This window comes from Streptomyces racemochromogenes, assembly GCF_044129415.1.
GTDB classification, from domain to species: domain Bacteria; phylum Actinomycetota; class Actinomycetes; order Streptomycetales; family Streptomycetaceae; genus Streptomyces; species Streptomyces racemochromogenes_A.
The window spans coordinates 1-16,105 of the sequence record NZ_JBBDHD010000141.1 but is presented as its reverse complement, the minus strand read 5'-3'; the positions used below and the strand labels follow the sequence as shown (position 1 = coordinate 16,105).

Below are 16,105 nucleotides of genomic sequence, written 5' to 3'. Positions count from 1 at the left end.
GGAATGTACTGCGTGGCCGCATCACCCGCACCACCACCCGGACCCGCAGGAACCGGCGGAATGTACTGCGTCGCGGCGTCGGCCGCGCCGCCCGTCGGGCCTGCCGGGACGGGCGGGACGTACTGCGTCGCCGCGTCCGCCGGCCGGCCGCCGCCCGGGCTCGGGGCCGGCGGGGCGAACGGAGCCGGGGTGCCGGGGTACGGGGGCGCGGCCGGGGTTCCCGTCAGCGTCGGGACGACCTGGGTCTCGGCCCCCGCCACCATGGCCCCCGGCACACCCGGGCCCGCCGGGGCGGGCGGGGCGTACGGGGGCGCGGGTGCGGCGGGGCCCACCTGGGGCACGTACTGGGTGGCCGCCTCCGCCACCGGCGGGGCGTACGGCGCGGCGGCACCCGGGACCGGCGGCACGTACTGCGTCGCCGCGTCGGGCACCGGCGGGTAGCCGTAGCCGTGCGGGGCACCCGGCCCCTCGTAGCCCGGCCCGGTCTGCGGGTAGCCGTACGCCGGGCCGCCGGGCTCCGGCGGCGGGACGTAGGCGGGCTGGACCGGCCCGCCCCGCCGGTCGTAGCCGGACTGGTCCTGCGCCGGCTGCTGCGGCGTCCCGTACGCGGGCGCCGCCCAGGGCTGCCCGGCCTGCGGCGCCCCGGGCTGGGGGACGCCCCCTTGTCCGTTCTCCGTCACCGGGACTCCCTCTCGCCTTCTCCGACGTCCGCGCTCCGTGGGCGATCCGCGCAGCCGTCGGGTCACGCTACCCGGTCACCGCGTGCCGACGTCAGGCCACCTGAACCTCCAGCCTCGCCCCGAACTCCCGCACCGCCGGTTCCTCCCGGTACGGCTCCAGCCGCGCCCGGAAGTCGTCCAGGTACTCCGCGCCCCGCCGCGAGCGCAGCGTCCCCAGCAGTTCGGCGGCCTTCGCCGCCGTCTGGCAGGCCTGCTCGACCTCCCGCTGCTGCACCTGGGCCGCGGCCAGCAACAGCAGGCCGATGGCCCGCCGGCGGGCCTTCGTCACGGGCAGCCCGCGCAGCGCCTCCTCGGCCCGCTTGCCGGCCGCGTCGGCCTGGCCGAGGTCGCGGTGGCAGTGGGCGAGCTCGTCCGCGAGATAGGCCTGGTCGAAGTGGCGGATCCACACCGGGTCGTCCCCGGACTCCGGCTCGGCCCGCTCCAGCGCCGTCACCGCCCGGCCCGACAGCACCGCCGTGGAGCGGGCGTCGCCGAGCAGCGCGTGCCCGCGCGCCTCCGCCGCGTAGAACATGGCCTCCACCCTCGGGGTGACCTGCCCGCGCGTGCCCTCCTGCGCGGCCCGCGCCAGCTGCGCGATCTCCCTCGGGTTGCCCAGCTCGGCCGCGAGGTGGCTCATCGACGCGGCCAGCACGTAGCCCCCGTACGCACGGTCACCCGCCGCCTGGGCCATCCGCAGCGCCTGGATGTAGTAGCGCTGGGCGAGCCCCGGCTGGCCGGTGTCCACCGCCATGTACCCGGCGAGTTCGGTGAGCCGGGCCACCGCCGCGAACAGGGCGCGGCCCACCGGCTCCCGGTACGAGCCGCCGATCAGCCCGGAGACCACGGAGTTGAGGTAGTGCACGACCACCGGCCGCACGTGCCCGCTGCCGAAGCGGTGGTCGAGGTCGGTCAGCGCCTGCGTCGTGGCCCGGACGGCCTCCACGTCGGACATCCCGACGCGCGAGCCGCCGTTGCGGGCCACCTGCGGATCGGCCCCGGTGATCAGCCAGTCGCGGCTGGGCTCGACGAGCGCGGACGCGGCCACGCTCGACCCGGAGAGGAAGTCGCGGCGTCCGACGTCGCTGCGCCACAGCTCGCAGACCTGCTCGATGGCGCCGACCACGGTCGGGGAGAACTGCAGGCCGACCCCGGAGGCGAGGTTCTTGCCGTTGGCCATGCCGATCTCGTCGATGGTGACGGTCCGGCCGAGTTTGCGCCCCAGCGCCTCGGCGATGATGCCGGGCGCCCGGCCGCGCGGCTGCTGGCCGCGCAGCCAGCGGGCCACGGAGGTCTTGTCGTAGCGGAGATCGAGGCCGTGCTCGGCCCCGCACATGTTGACGCGCCGGGCGAGCCCGGCATTGGAGCACCCGGCTTCCTGGATGAGCGCCTGCAGCCGTTCGTTGGGCTGGCGGGCGACGAGAGGCCTGGCTGCCATGAAAACCCCCTGAGACGCGGGTGATCGTTGGAATGATCACTTCCCGCCTGAAGTGCGGAGAATCTTCCTCTCTGCGACGTGTCGTTACCCACCGGCCGCGCCCCGGCCTCCTACGCGCCCCCGCGCGTGCACCCGTGCGCCCCGCGTGCAGGATCGATGCACCGCGGGCCCGCGCGTTTATCCCCGTAACCCCCGGTGACCCCGGGAGTTGTGCTGCACGTGGAAGAGACCATCGGAGTCACGGAGACCGCACCCATCCCCCAGCAGCGCGGCGAGCTGCTGCTCGACCATGCCGTGCGGTACGTGGAAGAGCGGCACTGGGACGTCTTCGCCGGTACCTGGCTGGAGCCCGGCGACGGCCGGGAGCTGTGCTCCTGCGGGGTCGCGGACTGCCCGGCGCCCGGCGCGCACCCGGCGGTGAAGGACTGGCGCTCCCTGGCCTCCGGCAGCGCCGTCGGGGTGCGGCGGATCTGGGGCAAGCACCCGGGCGCCTCCATCCTGCTGCCGACGGGCCGCACCTTCGACGCCCTCGACGTGCCGGACTCCGCCGGCTTCCTCGCGCTGGCCCGGCTGGAGCGGATGCAGCGCACCCTCGGCCCGGTCACCCTCACCCCCGACCACCGCATGCTCTTCTTCGTCCTGCCGGGCGCCGGGGCGAAGGTGCCGGACCTGGTGCGCAAGCTGGGCTGGCTGCCGCACGCCCTCGACCTGACCACGCGCGGCGAGGGCGAGTACGTGGCGGCGCCGCCGACCCGCTACGGCGGCAAGGGCCCGGTGCAGTGGGCCCGCAAGCCCACGCCCGCGAACCGGTGGCTGCCCGACACCGAGGAGCTGATCGACGCCCTCGCGTACGCGTGCGGCAGCGAGGCGGCCGGGGCCCGGGGCCGCCGCAAGGCTTAGCCTGCGGCCGCGTCACCCGCTGACATTCGTGTCCGCAAGTTCATGACATTCGTAACTGCTGCGCCCTCTCCCCGTCCTCCTATGGTGAGGAAAGTACGACCACGGGGACGAGAACGAGAGGCAGGCGCATGCCGGACCAGGGCTATGCGGCGGGCGGTAGCGGTACGGGCGGGACGGACGGCGCGCGATCCGCGCCGGCGGCCGCGGCCGTGCGGATAGAGGGACTGTGGAAGCGCTTCGGCGAGCAGGTCGCCGTCGGGGGGATCGACCTGGAGCTGCCGGCCGGCCGCTTCATCGGCCTCGTCGGTCCGAACGGTGCCGGCAAGACCACCACGCTCTCGATGGTGACCGGACTGCTGCGCCCGGACATGGGCAGGGTGACGGTCGCCGGGCACGACGTGTGGGCCGACCCGGTCGAGGTGAAGCGGCGCATCGGCGTGCTGCCCGAGGGCCTGCGCATGTTCGAGCGCCTCTCGGGCCGTGAACTCCTCGGCTACATGGGCCGCATGCGCGGACTGCCGGGCGAGGAGACCGACAAGCGGGCCACCCAGCTGCTGGACGTCCTCGACCTCGCGGGCTCGCAGCACAAGCTGGTCGTCGACTACTCGACGGGCATGCGCAAGAAGATCGGCCTGGCGGCCGCCCTGCTGCACAACCCGGACGTCCTCTTCCTGGACGAGCCGTTCGAGGGCGTCGACCCGGTGTCGGCGCAGACCATCCGCAGGGTGCTGGAACGTTACACCGCGTCCGGCGCGACCGTCGTCTTCTCCTCCCACGTGATGGAGCTCGTCGAATCGCTCTGCGACTGGGTGGCCGTCATGGCGGCCGGCCAGATCCGCGCGGCCGGTCCGCTGGCCGACGTACGCGGCTCCGCGCCCTCCCTGCAGAGCGCCTTCCTCGAACTCGTCGGCGCCCGCGACCACGCCGCCGGCGACTCCCTCGACTGGCTCGGCGGCGCCCGATGAGCGCCACCGCCGAGGCGTCCCTCACCCCCCTCTTCGTGCGCCTCAAGCTCTCGCTGATGCGCAACGGCCTGAAGGGGTCCTCGAAGCGCAAGGCCGTCTGGATCATCAGCCTGGTGATCTCGCTGGCCTTCTCCGCCGCCGCCACCCTGGGCCTGGCCCTCCTGCACGGGCACGCCCACGCGAGCACGGCCGTCGTCCTGATGGGCGCGATCCTCGCGCTGGCCTGGACCGTGATGCCGCTGTTCTTCCCGACCGGCGACGAGACCCTCGACCCGAGCCGGCTGGTGATGCTCCCGCTGCGCCCGCGTCCGCTCGTACGGGCCCTGCTGGCCTCCTCGCTGGTCGGGATCGGCCCGCTGTTCACGCTCTGCCTGGCCGTCGGCTCGGCGGCCGCGGTGGCGTCCGGCGCCGCCGGCGTCGTGGCGGCGGTGCTCGGCGCCCCGCTGCTCCTGCTCGGCTGCGTGGCCCTCGCCCGGGCGGTGGCCACGGCGAACGTACGGCTGCTGACCAGCCGCAAGGGCCGCGACCTCGCCCTCCTCAGCGGTCTGCTGATCGCGATCGGCGCCCAGCTGGCCAACTTCGCCAGCCAGCGGCTCTTCCAGCAGGGCGGGCTGTCGGCGCTGGAGCCGGTCGAGGCGGTCGTCCGCTGGCTGCCGCCGGCGACGGCGATCGGCATGGTCGACTCGGCGAGCGAGGGAGCCTACGCGCGGGCCGCCGCCCAACTCGCCCTCACCCTGGCCGCCCTCGGCCTCCTCCTCTGGTTCTGGGAACGGAGCCTGACCAAGCTGATGGTCACCCCGGACGGCTCGACCCTCGCGGCGGCCAAGCCGGAGAAGGACCGCGGCACCGGCGGCTTCTGGGCCTTCCTCCCGGGCGGGCGCACCGGCGCGGCGATGCAGCGCACCCTGCGCTACGTGGTGCGCGACCCGAAGACGAAGGCGGCGTGGGTGTCGGCGCTGGCCGTCGGCATGATCGTCCCCGTCCTCAACGCCGTCCAGGGCACCGGATCCGTCTACCTGGCCTGCTTCGGCGCGGGCATGCTCGGCGTGCAGATGTACAACCAGTTCGGTCAGGACACCTCCGCCTTCTGGATGGTGGCGCAGACGATCTCCTCCCCGCGCGACGCCTTCGTGGAACTCCGCGCCCGAGCCGGGGCGCTGGCCCTGGTCACCGTCCCGTACACCGTCCTCGTCACGGTCGTCACCGCCGCGCTGGTGGGCGACTGGGCGCAGTTCCCGGCCGCTCTGGGCCTGGGGCTGGGCCTGCTGGGCGCCATGCTGTGCACGGGCGCGCTGGCCTCGGCCCGCTTCCCGTACTCCATCCCGACAGACGGCGCCTTCAAGAACGTGGCCCCGGGCCAGGCGGGCCTGGCGTGGCTGGGCATCTTCGGCGGCATGCTCACTTCGGCGGTGGTCTCCTCGCCCGTGATCGCCCTGGCGATCTACGTCAGCCTGTCGGACGCCCCCGCCGGCCTGGTCTGGCTGACCCTCCCGGCGGGCCTCGCCTGGGGCACCCTGGCCGCGTGGACGGGTCTGCGCCTGGCGGCGCCGACGGTCGCGCGCAAGCTCCCGGAAATCCTGACGGCGGTCAGCAAGGGCTGACCCCCCACCCTCCCCGCAGGGGGCGGCAGGCCCAGGCCCGCCGCCCCCTGCGGCGTTCCCTGGCCGGATCTGTGTATTGCCCCCCGAGCCGCGTTTGCCGCTACGGCCCCACCGTGCAAAAGTGCGTTCGATTCACACAGGTTGGGGGGAGTTCGGGTGGGGTTCGACGAGGAATGGCGGCAGCTGCGCGAGGGCGCCGCCGAAGCTGCCGGCCCGACCGCCGCGGCGGAAGCACCGGAACGGAACCGGGTGGCGGAGTTCGCCGGGCGGCTGGCCGAGTTCCGGGAACGGCCCGTGCTGGTGCCGTTCGACGAGCGGGGCGGACTGTGGACGTCCCGGCTCGGTGGGCTGGACTGGATCTGCGCGTTCTCGGACGAGGAGACGCTGGCCGGGTTCGCCCGGGCGAGGGGCGAGACGGACCGCGCCTGGGAGTACCACCGGGTGCTCGGCGCGCGCCTGCTGGACGAGGTGATACCGGCGCTGGACTTCGGGTGCGGAGTCGCGTGGGACGCGGCGGGCCCGGACGGCGTGCTGTTCCCGCCGGTCCGCGGCGTCGTCCCGGATTCCGCCGCGCTGGACGCAGGGACGGCCGCGTGAGCGGGGAACAGGGCGAGCTCGACGTGTCGAAGGCGGCACTCGCGCAGATCGCCAAGGGCATCACGGACACGCTGGCGGAGCTGCGGGAGCTCGGTCCGGCCGGACTGGGGAACACGGGCGGCGGCTTCACCCAGCTGAAGCTGACCGGTCTGCAGAGCGGACACCAAGCGCTGACCTCGCAGTTGGACGCCTTCTGCGAACGGTGGGGCTGGGGCGTGCGCTCCCTGGTCCAGGAGGCCAACCGGTTCGCGGCGGGTGTGGGCCTGTCGGCCGGGCTCGTGCACGAGCAGGACCAGTACGTCCAGGGCGGTTTCAAGGTGCTGGCCAACGCCGTTCTCGGCGGCAACCCGTACGCCTCCGAGCAGGAGGTCACGGACAAGGACTGGGGACAGATCCTCGGCACCAACCCGTACACGAACCTGCGGGACGCCGACTACAGCGCGGAGTCCGCCCTCACCTCGGCCGTGAACACCGACCAGGCGTGGCAGCAGACCTGGGACGAGGTCGACCCGAACCCCGACGTCGACCGGAAGCTCGCCGACCTCACCCCCCACCACGACCAGGCGGGCGGTGAGGACCGGTGACGGACTGGGAGTCGCTGGCCGACAAGGGTCTGGGCGCGCTGGAGCACACCTGGACGGCCGCGAAGAAGAAGGCCGGCGAGGGCATCGACAAGGCCACCGACGAGATCGGCGGCATCCTGCACAAGGTCGGCAAGGACCGCTGGGCCGACGACGTCGAGGACCTCGGTGACAGCGTCGCCTCCCACCTCGGCGCGTCCGTCGCGGAACAGCAGTTGGGCCAGACCGAGCAGGCCGACGAGCTCGTCCACGGTTCTGCGGCCGACATCCGCGCCACCGCGGCGCACCTGAAGGACTTCCGGGCCGCCTTCGACCGGGTCGGCCAGGGCATGAAGGGCCTGGACGCCGACAGTTGGAAGGGGGCGGCCGCCGACGCGTTCCGCAAGGCCTTCGCCGTGCACCCGACACAGTGGCTGCACGCGGCCGACGCCTGCCAGAAGGCCGGCGACGCGCTGACCCGGTACGCCGACACGGTGGAGTGGGCGCAGAAGGAAGCCGTGCGGGCCGTCGTGCTCCACAAGAAGGCGCTCAAGATCCATCAGGACGCCGCCGACGCGTACGCCAAGGCCGTGGACACCTACAACGCCACCGCTCTGGCCGGGAAGAACCCGGGACCCGTGCCCGCCAAACCCGACAACGCGGGCGCCGCCGAGGCCAAGCAGGCCCAGGAGATCCTCACGGAGGCCCGCCGCCAGCGCGACGACGCCGCCACCGACGCCGGCCGCGCCCTGACGGCCGCCCTGGAGCACGCCCCGGCCAAGCCACCGCCCCACGAGCAGGCCATGGCACTGGCCCTCGACGCGGCGGCCGCCGGCAACACGGAACTGACCCACCTCGCCGGCGGGGTCGTCAAGGGCACCGCCGGGGTGGTGGACTTCCTGCGCGGGATCACGCCGTACGACACGTACAACATCACCCACCCCGCCGCGTACCAGCAGCACGTCAGCATGACCCTGGCGGGCCTGGTCGCCGCCCCCGCGCACCCGGACCGCGTCGCCGGCGCCCTGCTCGACCCCTTCCGCAAGGACTTCGCCGAGGGAACGGGCCGGCTCCTGCCCGAACTCATCGGCACGGAGGGCTTCGGCGGCGCGGCGAAGGCGGGCACGCGGTCCGGGACCCGGGTGGCGGAAGAGGCCGCGGAGAGCCCGGCGAACAAGGAGGCCCGGGCCGCCCAGCAGGCGGAGCCGGAAGCCTCGGCCCGCTCCCAGGACCAGAAGAAGTGCGACGGGGATCCGGTCGACGTGGCGACGGGGCGCATGGTGCTGCCCCAGACCGACCTGGTCATCCCCGGCTCGCTGCCCCTGGTCTTCTCCCGGACCTTCGAGTCCTCGTACCGCGCCGGCCGCTGGTTCGGGCCGACCTGGGCCTCCACGGTCGACCAGCGGCTGGTGCGCGACGCCGAAGGGCTGGTCCTCGTCCGCGAGGACGGCAGCCTGCTCGCCTACCCGCACCCCGAGCCGGGCGCCGCCGTGCTCCCCTCCCACGGTCAGCGCTGGCCGCTGACCGCGGACGCCGACGGCGGCTACACGGTCACGGACCCCGAGTCCGGACAGGTCCGCCACTTCGCGGACGACGGCGCCCTCATCCAGCTGGAGGACCGCTCCGGCGCCTGGATCGCCTTCGGCTACGACGAGTCAGGCGCCCCGACGACCCTCACCCACAGCGGCGGCCACGAGCTGCGCCTCTCCTCCTCCGCAGGCCGGATCACTGCCCTGTCCCTCGCCGACGGCACGGAGGTGCTCCGGTACGGCTACACGGACGGCCACCTCACGTCGGTCACCAACTCCTCCGGCCGTCCGCTCCGCTTCGGCTACGACGAGCTCGGCCGGATCACCTCCTGGACCGACACCAACGACCGTCACTTCGACTACGTCTACGACGAACGGCACCGCTGCGTCGCCCAGTCCGGCACCAACGGGCACCTGAACATCCGGTTCGCGTACGGGGATGGTGTCACCGCCCTCACCGACTCCCTCGGCCACACCACCCGCTACCTGATCAACGACCGGGCGCAGGTCACGGCGGAGATCGACCCCACGGGCGGAACGACCCGGTCCGCCTACGACGCCTACAACCGGCTCCTGACGCGCACGGACCCCCTCGGCCACACGACGCGCTTCACCTACGACGAGGACGGCCGCCTCACGCACGTGATCCGGCCGGACGGTCGCGAGACCTGGGCGGAGTACGACGCGCTCGGCCTGCCGGTCCGGGTGACCCGGCCGGACGGCCGCACCGTCACCACCACGTATGACGCCGTCGGCAACCGCACCTCGGTGACCGCCCCGGACGGTACGACCACCCGCTTCGGGTACGACGGCCGCAACCACCTCTCCTCGGTGACGGACGCCCTGGGCCACACGACCACGGTGGTCTGCGACCGGGCGGGCAGGATCGTCTCGGCGACGGACCCCCTGGGCGCCACGACCGCCTACGAACGCGACGCCTTCGGCCGCCCCGTTGCCCTCACGGACCCCCTGGGCCGCACCACCCGCCTGACCTGGAGCGTCGAAGGCCGCCTCGTGCACCGTCTGAACCCCGACGGCACGGAGGAGTCGTGGACCTACGACGGCGAGGGCAACTGCCTCACCCACACCGACGAGATCGGCGGGGTCACGGTCTGCGAGTACGGCGACTTCGACCTGCTCACCGCCCGCACGGGCCCGGACGGCACCCGCCACACCTTCACCCACGACACCCAACTCCGCCTCACCGGCGTCACCAACCCCCAGGGCCTCACCTGGCACTACACCTACGACCCGGCCGGCCGCCTCGTCTCGGAAACGGACTTCGACGACCGGACGCTCACGTACGCGTACGACGCGGCGGGCCGCCTGACCGCCCGCACCAACGCCCTCGGCGAAACGACCACCTACACCCACAACGCCCTCGGCCAGCCGGTCCGCAAGGACGCGGCGGGCCTGGTCACCACGTACGCATACGACGCGTTCGACGCCCTGGCCACGGCCACCTCCCCTGAGTCCACCGCCACCTGGCTCCGCGACGCCGCCACGGGCCGCCTCCTCACGGAGACGGTGAACGGCCGCACCGTCGCGTACGGCTACGACCCCCTGGGCCGCCGCACCACCCGCACGACCCCGTCCGGCTCCACGTCCCACTGGACGTACGACGCCGCCGGCCACCGCACGTCCCTGACCACGGCGGGCCGCACCCTCACGTTCGAGCGCGACGCGGCGGGCCAGGAGCTGACCCGCGCCCTGGGCCCCTCCCTGTCCCTCACCCACGAGTACGACGTGACGGGCCGCCGCACCGCCCAGTCGGTCATCGGCGAGGACGGCCGGACCCTGCAGCGGCGCGGCTACAGTTACCGCGCCGACGGCTACCTGACCGGCATCGACGACTCCGTCACCGGCCCCCGCACCTTCACCCTGGACGCGGCCGCCCGCGTCACGGCCGTGGAGGCCGCGAACTGGTCGGAGCGCTACGCGTACGACGAGGCCGGCAACCAGACGAGCGCCTCCTGGCCGACGCAGCACCCCGGTGCGGACGCCCGGGGCGCCCGTGCCTACACCGGCACCCGCATCACCCACGCCGGCGCGGTCCGCTACGAACACGACGCCCTGGGCCGCGTCACCCTCCGCCAGAAGACCCGCCTCTCCCACAAGCCGGACACCTGGCGGTACGAGTGGAACACGGAGGACCGCCTGACGGCCGTCACCACCCCGGACGGCACGCGCTGGCGCTACACGTACGACCCCTTGGGTCGGCGCACGTCCAAGCAACGCCTTTCCGAGTCGGGCGAGATCGCCAAGGAGACCCTCTTCAGCTGGGACGACGCCACCCTCTGCGAGGAGACCACCGGCCGGGTCACCCTGACCTGGACCCACCAGGGCCTGCATCCCGTCACCCAGACGGAACGCATCGACCAGGCCGAGGTAGACGACCGCTTCTTCGCGATCGTCACCGACCTGATCGGCACCCCGACCCATCTCCTGGCCGAGGACGGCACCACGGCGTGGCACACCCGCACGACCCTGTGGGGCACCACAACCTGGAACCGCACGGCAGCGGCCTACACCCCCCTCCGCTTCCCGGGCCAGTACTACGACCCGGAATCCGGCCTCCACCAGAACGTCTTCCGTGCCTATGACCCGGAGACCGCCCGCTACCTGACCTCCGACCCCCTCGGCCTCAAACCGGACCCCAACCCGGCCACGTACATCCACAACCCTCATACGTGGTCCGACCCCCTGGGTCTCACCGCCTGCCCGCCCAAGGGTGAAAAGAGCAACCCGTTCAAGCTGCGGGGAGATGCCGAGCGCGCGGCCTTCGAGGCTGCTGGAGTTCCCTTCGGAACCACTCCTGATGCCGAATGGGTCGTCATGGGTGATAGAACACTGAGGAACATGCCTGGACACGTCTACTCCAGCGACCCGACCCACTGGGGAAATTTCCGGCAGTTCGAAACACCAAACGGCTCTCGTGTCGTTGTCGAACACACCCACGATCCGGCCGGCCCACATTTCCACGCGGGCGGACCGAAGGGGAGTTCACTGGAGGACCAGGCAAGATCTGGAGTGAATTTCGGATGGGACAATTCCGCAGAGGGCTACGAGACCATGGAACGGTACCGAGCAATAGACAAGCCGGGCGGCGACCACCACTTTTTCTACGAGGGGAACTAGATGCGGACCAGCAAGGACAGCCTGCTTGAGCTGATCCGGAACAGCGGCCTTGAGGTGAAATCAGTTCAGGGCAACGATCCCGGCCCGACGGTCGAAACAGCTTGGCGCGCCATGGCGGGATTCGGCGTGGAGCCGAAGGCTTCAGTTCCCCTCAAAGGAGACCTCAGAGAGGTCCATGGACTGTGGCTTGACTACGCCCGCCAGGGGAATGTCATCGCTGACGACGGAACGTTCCTCGTCACCGCTGTCGTGACCGGAAGCTCCGAGATCGGCTGGGTACTCGTACGCCTCACCGATACCACCGATGTCTCTCGCCTCATCGATGACCAGGGGAGAATCGAATTCATCTCCCGGTCCACGTCCGGTCGACACATCTGCGGCGTCACCGCAGAGGAATACGACTACTGGATCATCGCTCTGGATCTCTGACTGCACTCAGGCTGAGGACACCCCTGGGCCGGATGCCTGCGGACCTGTCAGTGGGGGTCGTCAGGTTCGGGGGATGTCGGTCGGTGTGGAGTTGCGGGGTTCGGTGGGGTTGGTCGGGGGCGGGGCGCTCGTCAATCGGTTCGGGTTCGAGGGGTGGGGGCGGCGGGTCTTGGGGAGCGGGCGCCCGAGGCCGTGTTCGCGTTGCCCTGGCCGGGGTGGGAGCGGGGGGTGCACTCCGTCAGTCCCGACGGGGGATTCGCCGTGTTCTGCGGGCAGCGGGCCGTCGGGGTGGGCGGGGAGGTGCCGTGGGAGTACCGGCACGGCTGCTGGGGGCCCGAGCTCGGGCATCCGCGTCCTGGACGCCGCCGACGGCCGGGAACTGGCCCGGCTGCCGCTGGACAGCGCGGCGGCCGGCTCGTACCACGTCTCCCATCCGGACGGGATCCACATGCGCCTGTCCATCGGCATGGGCCAGGACGGCATCCTGCTGCACTGGGCCCGCTGGGACGGCGAGAGGCTGACCGCATGGGACCTGAACGAGAACCTGGACCGGATCCTGGCGGACGTCCATCCGGCGCACGCGGGCTTCCTCACCATCGAGCACTACGGGGCCGACCTGGAGCTCCACGCCCTCGACGGTGACGTCCTCGCCACGGCGCGGCCACCGGCCGACGAGTTCGACGACCGGCCGTGCTGGGACTACGGGTGCGGTTTCGTCGACGCCGACACCGTCATCGTCTCGGTCTCGGACTGCGAGGAATTCCCCGCCCTGGCCGGCCACCGGCTCCTCGACGCGCGGACCCTGGAGGAGCGCGGCCGGGTCTCGTACCCCGACGGGGCGGCCGACGGCAGCGGGGTGCTCCCGCTCGGCGACGGCACCTGGCTGACCTACGACGACGCGGCGCAGACCCTCCACCGCTGGGGCGTGGCGGCCGGGTGACGGTCAGCTCGCGCTCATGCCGCGCTCCGGCCGGCGACCGCCCGCCGCGGCGCGCATCGCGCTGATCCGGCGCGCGGCCTTCAGGAAGAGGTGGTCCGTCAGGCCGTCGTCGGCCAGGGCGGTGCCCGGGCCCCGGGGCACCGTCAATCTTCGGGTGAGGCGGTCGGGGGCGTCCCCGAACGCGTAACGCACCGCCTCCGCGTCCTCGGCGAGCATGCGGAAGTACACGAGCGAAGCGATGGCGCACCTCCTCCTCGGGCAGCGGATCAAGGCCACGGTAGCGTGGGGATCTTCGGTGGCGGTGGTCGCCGGAGTCCTGAAGGTGGGCGGCTGTGGCTGCTGTGGGTGAACCCGACGTCGTGTGGAGCCTGCCGGGTGCGGATGCGGCCGCCGGGTGGCGGGCCCTGTTGTGGACCGTTCGGGTCGAGGGCGGGATCGCCGTACTGCTGGCGCAGGAACGGTTCCTCCGGCGGGATTACGGCGTGTGGCACGCGCGGGAACGCTTCGACGCCGAGGTGGTGTTCGTGTCCGGGGAGGGGGCCGTGCAGCGGCGCGTCCCGCTGCGTGGCGTCGAACCCGGGGCCGCGCACTTCGCCGTGCTGCCGGGAGACCGGTTCCTGCTGGTGCGGGGCCGCTCGCACGAGGGTGCGGAGGGCCGGTGGGAACCGAATGCGGTGGTCCACGGCGCCGACGGGGCCACGGTCGAGCGCGCGTTCTGCGTCGGGGACGACATCCCGGCGCTGGTCACCGACCGGCGGGGCGGCATCTGGGCCGCGTACGGTGACGAGGGCATCTACGGGAACCACCCGCAGACCGCCGCGGGACTGGCCGGCTGGAGCGGCAGGGGACGCCACACGTGGGGGCCGGACGGGCGTCTTCCGGCGTGGCCCCTCGAAGGGCTCGCCGCCGCCACGGAGCGGGAGGCGGTGTGGCTGGCCTGGTACAGCGGCGGCGGAGAGGGCACCCACCTGAGCCGGGTCACCCCCGCGACCGGGGAGGTCGCGACCTTCCGCAGTCCGGCGCACGGCATCGACGGGATCGCCGTGTGCGGCGACCGGGCCGTCGTCAGCCGCCGGGACCACGGCAAGCACTCCACCACCCTGATCCGCGCCGGACTCGGCGCCGACGGCGTGTGGACCGTCGGCGGCGAGGAACGGCTGCGCATGCCCGGGCCCGTCCGCATGCGGTGCGGTCAGGGCCGTGACGGGGTCCTGTGGCTCCGGGCCGGGGACGCGTGGGTACGGGTCCGCGCCTGAGCGGCGCCCGAGGGGCGCCGCCCGGGGCATGGGGCTACGGGCAGCTGACGCGCGTGTCGCCAGGGTCGGTGGTGCAGGTGTCGGTGTTGTAGCCGCCGTCGGCACGGTCGTTGCCGGAGACGCCGTCCACGCTGTCGAGGCGGTCGCTGCCGAAGTTGCCGGTCAGGATGTCGTTGCCGGGGCCGCCGATCAGGTAGTCGTTGCCGTAGCCGCCGTCGACGTTGTCGTTGCCGGGGCCGGCGTAGACGGTGTCGTTGCCGTAGCCCGCGCGGACGGTGTCGTTGCCGCTCAGGGCGCAGATGACGTCGTTGCCGAAGCCGCCGCTCAGGGTGTCGGCGCCGCTCGTGCCGATGATCGTGCAGCCGTGGGCGTTGTTGACGGTGCTCGTGGCCGTGGCCGTGTTGTTGCCGGTCGACGGGTCGGTCTGGGTGGCGGAGGCGGTGGCCTTGTCCGAGAGGGTGCCGGTGGCACGGGGTTCGGCGACGACCTTGACGGTGGTCTGGGCGCCCGGGGCGAGGGTGCCGAGGGCGCAGTTGGCGCTGGTGGCGGTGAGGGTGCAGGTGCCCTGGGCCGGGGTGGCGGACAGGAGGGAGCCGGGGCCGGTGAGGGTGTCGGCCAGGGTGACGCCGGTGGCCGTGGTGGTGGGGCTCGTGTTGGTCACCGTCACGGTGTACGTGGCCTGGTCGCCGATGCTGACGGAGGCGGGGCCGCTCTTGGTGACGGCGAGGTCCACGCCGGGCGGGGGCGGCGGCGTGGTCGCCTGGTAGCGGACCAGGCCCCGGTCGTCGCCGGTGTTTCCGGAGACGACGATCTTCCCGTCGGTCTGGAGGGACACCGCGTTGGCGGTGTCGTAGTACCCGAAGGAGACGTCGGTGTGGACCGTGCCGCCGGTGCCGAAGCCGCTGTCCGGCGAGCCGTCGGGGTTGTAGCGGGCCACGCCGAAGTCGGCCTGGCTGATGCCGGCGGTGACGATCTTGCCGTCGGTCTGGAGGACCAGGTCGGCGGCTCCGTCCAGGGTGTTGGCGCCGAAGTCGGTGATGACCGTGCCGTCACCGTCGAAGGACGTGTCGAGGCTGCCGTCGAGGGGGTTGTAGCGGGCCAGCGCGACGTCGAAGCCGCTGTTGCCCGCCGCGACGATCTTCCCGTTGGGCTGGACCTTGACCCCGTTGGCCACGCCGGGCCCGGGGAAGGGGGTGGTGACCCTGCCGTCGCCGTCGAAGGACGTGTCGAGGCTACCGTCCGGGTTGTAGCGGGCGAGCGTGAAGTCGGAGGCGTTGGAGGGGTAGTTGTACCCGGAGCGGCCCGAGATGACGATCTTGTTGTCGGACTGGAGCGTCACGTCGCGCGCGCCGGCGGAGCCCCCGGCAAAGGCGGTGGTGACCTTCCCGTCCCCGTCGAAGGTGGGGTCGAGGCTGCCGTCGAGGGGGTTGTAGCGGGCCAGCGCGACGTCGGTGCCGCTCTCGCCCGCGGCCACGATGGCCCCGCCGGGCTGGATCACCACGGCGTAGGCCTCCTGCGGGCCGCGGGTGCCGAAGTCGGTGTAGGTGGAGCCTCCGTTGCCGAAGGTCGGGTCGATGCTGCCGTCGGGGTTGAAGCGGGCGACGGTGAAGAACCCGGCGGTGTCGGCTTCGGAGCTGTAGCCCGCCACCACGAGCTTTCCGTCCGGCTGCACCGCCACCGCGTCGGCAGCGTCGTCGCCGCCGCGGAGGTCGGTCGTGATCATGCCGTCGTTGTCGCCGTCGCCGTTGAAGGTGGGGTCGAGGCTGCCGTCGGGGTTGTAGCGGGCCAGCGCCATGTCGGAGTAGCCGCCCGCCGCGGGGACGGTGGTGCCGACCGTGACGATCTTGCCGTCCGCCTGATGACCATGCCGCGGCTCTCGTCGTAGCCGCCGCCCCCGAAGTCGGTGACGACCTTGCCGTCCCCGTCGAAGGTGGGGTCGAGGTCGCCCGCGGCGCCGAACGCGGTCGCGGGCAGGGCCAGGACGAGCGCCAGGCCCGCGGCGGCGGCCGCGAGCGCGTTGCGGCGCGGGGCCCGCG

The 16,105-nt window shown here is 72.9% G+C and carries 12 protein-coding genes and 1 pseudogene; 9 read left to right on the top strand and 4 right to left on the bottom strand.

The window, feature by feature from the left end:
- Nucleotides 1–680: pseudogene (locus WDV06_RS31955) on the bottom strand (hypothetical protein); the annotation flags it as partial.
- A 91-nt stretch (nt 681–771) separates the two neighbouring features.
- Nucleotides 772–2,154 carry a transcriptional regulator gene (locus WDV06_RS31950; protein WP_395513302.1) on the bottom strand — a complete coding sequence of 461 codons (1,383 nt, stop codon included), beginning with the start codon at nt 2,152–2,154 and terminating at the stop codon, nt 772–774.
- Nucleotides 2,155–2,373: 219 nt separating this feature from the next.
- Here WDV06_RS31950 and WDV06_RS31945 point away from each other — a divergent pair, with 219 nt between their 5' ends.
- The 8 genes from WDV06_RS31945 to WDV06_RS31910 all read left to right on the top strand — a co-directional run bounded on the left by WDV06_RS31945 (nt 2,374) and on the right by WDV06_RS31910 (nt 12,813).
- Nucleotides 2,374–3,054 (top strand): bifunctional DNA primase/polymerase, encoded by a 681-nt coding sequence (locus WDV06_RS31945; protein WP_395513301.1) that lies wholly within the window; start codon nt 2,374–2,376, stop codon nt 3,052–3,054.
- A gap of 128 nt (nt 3,055–3,182) precedes the next feature.
- On the top strand, nt 3,183–4,019 hold the full coding sequence (locus tag WDV06_RS31940; RefSeq protein ID WP_395513300.1) for an ABC transporter ATP-binding protein: 837 nt from the start codon (nt 3,183–3,185) through the stop codon (nt 4,017–4,019).
- Complete coding sequence (locus WDV06_RS31935; RefSeq protein WP_395513299.1) at nt 4,016–5,620, top strand: transporter; 1,605 nt, start codon at nt 4,016–4,018, stop codon at nt 5,618–5,620. Before WDV06_RS31940 ends, WDV06_RS31935 begins: the two co-directional genes overlap by 4 nt.
- 156 nt (nt 5,621–5,776) lie before the next feature.
- On the top strand, nt 5,777–6,217 hold the full coding sequence (locus tag WDV06_RS31930; RefSeq protein WP_395513298.1) for an SseB family protein: 441 nt from the start codon (nt 5,777–5,779) through the stop codon (nt 6,215–6,217).
- On the top strand, nt 6,214–6,801 hold the full coding sequence (locus WDV06_RS31925; protein ID WP_395513297.1) for a hypothetical protein: 588 nt from the start codon (nt 6,214–6,216) through the stop codon (nt 6,799–6,801). Before WDV06_RS31930 ends, WDV06_RS31925 begins: the two co-directional genes overlap by 4 nt.
- On the top strand, nt 6,798–11,444 hold the full coding sequence (locus WDV06_RS31920) for a putative T7SS-secreted protein (protein ID WP_395513296.1): 4,647 nt from the start codon (nt 6,798–6,800) through the stop codon (nt 11,442–11,444). The genes WDV06_RS31925 and WDV06_RS31920 overlap by 4 nt, the downstream gene beginning before the upstream one ends.
- A complete protein-coding gene (locus WDV06_RS31915; protein WP_395513295.1) occupies nt 11,445–11,873 on the top strand; it encodes a hypothetical protein in 429 nt (142 codons plus the stop codon).
- Nucleotides 11,874–12,321: 448 nt separating this feature from the next.
- Nucleotides 12,322–12,813, top strand: coding sequence for a hypothetical protein (locus tag WDV06_RS31910; RefSeq protein ID WP_395513294.1), 492 nt, complete (start codon nt 12,322–12,324; stop codon nt 12,811–12,813).
- 3 nt (nt 12,814–12,816) lie between these two features.
- Here WDV06_RS31910 and WDV06_RS31905 read toward each other — a convergent pair whose 3' ends face one another.
- Nucleotides 12,817–13,029, bottom strand: a complete 213-nt coding sequence (locus tag WDV06_RS31905) for a hypothetical protein (protein WP_395513293.1) — start codon at nt 13,027–13,029, stop codon at nt 12,817–12,819.
- A 116-nt stretch (nt 13,030–13,145) separates the two neighbouring features.
- Here WDV06_RS31905 and WDV06_RS31900 point away from each other — a divergent pair, with 116 nt between their 5' ends.
- Entirely contained in the window at nt 13,146–14,069 is a 924-nt protein-coding gene (locus WDV06_RS31900) for a hypothetical protein (protein WP_395513292.1), read from the top strand.
- 34 nt (nt 14,070–14,103) lie between these two features.
- Here the strand turns inward: WDV06_RS31900 and WDV06_RS31895 are convergent, their stop codons facing one another.
- Complete coding sequence (locus tag WDV06_RS31895) at nt 14,104–15,912, bottom strand: calcium-binding protein (RefSeq protein ID WP_395513303.1); 1,809 nt, start codon at nt 15,910–15,912, stop codon at nt 14,104–14,106.
- Between the last annotated feature and the right edge of the window lie 193 nt (nt 15,913–16,105).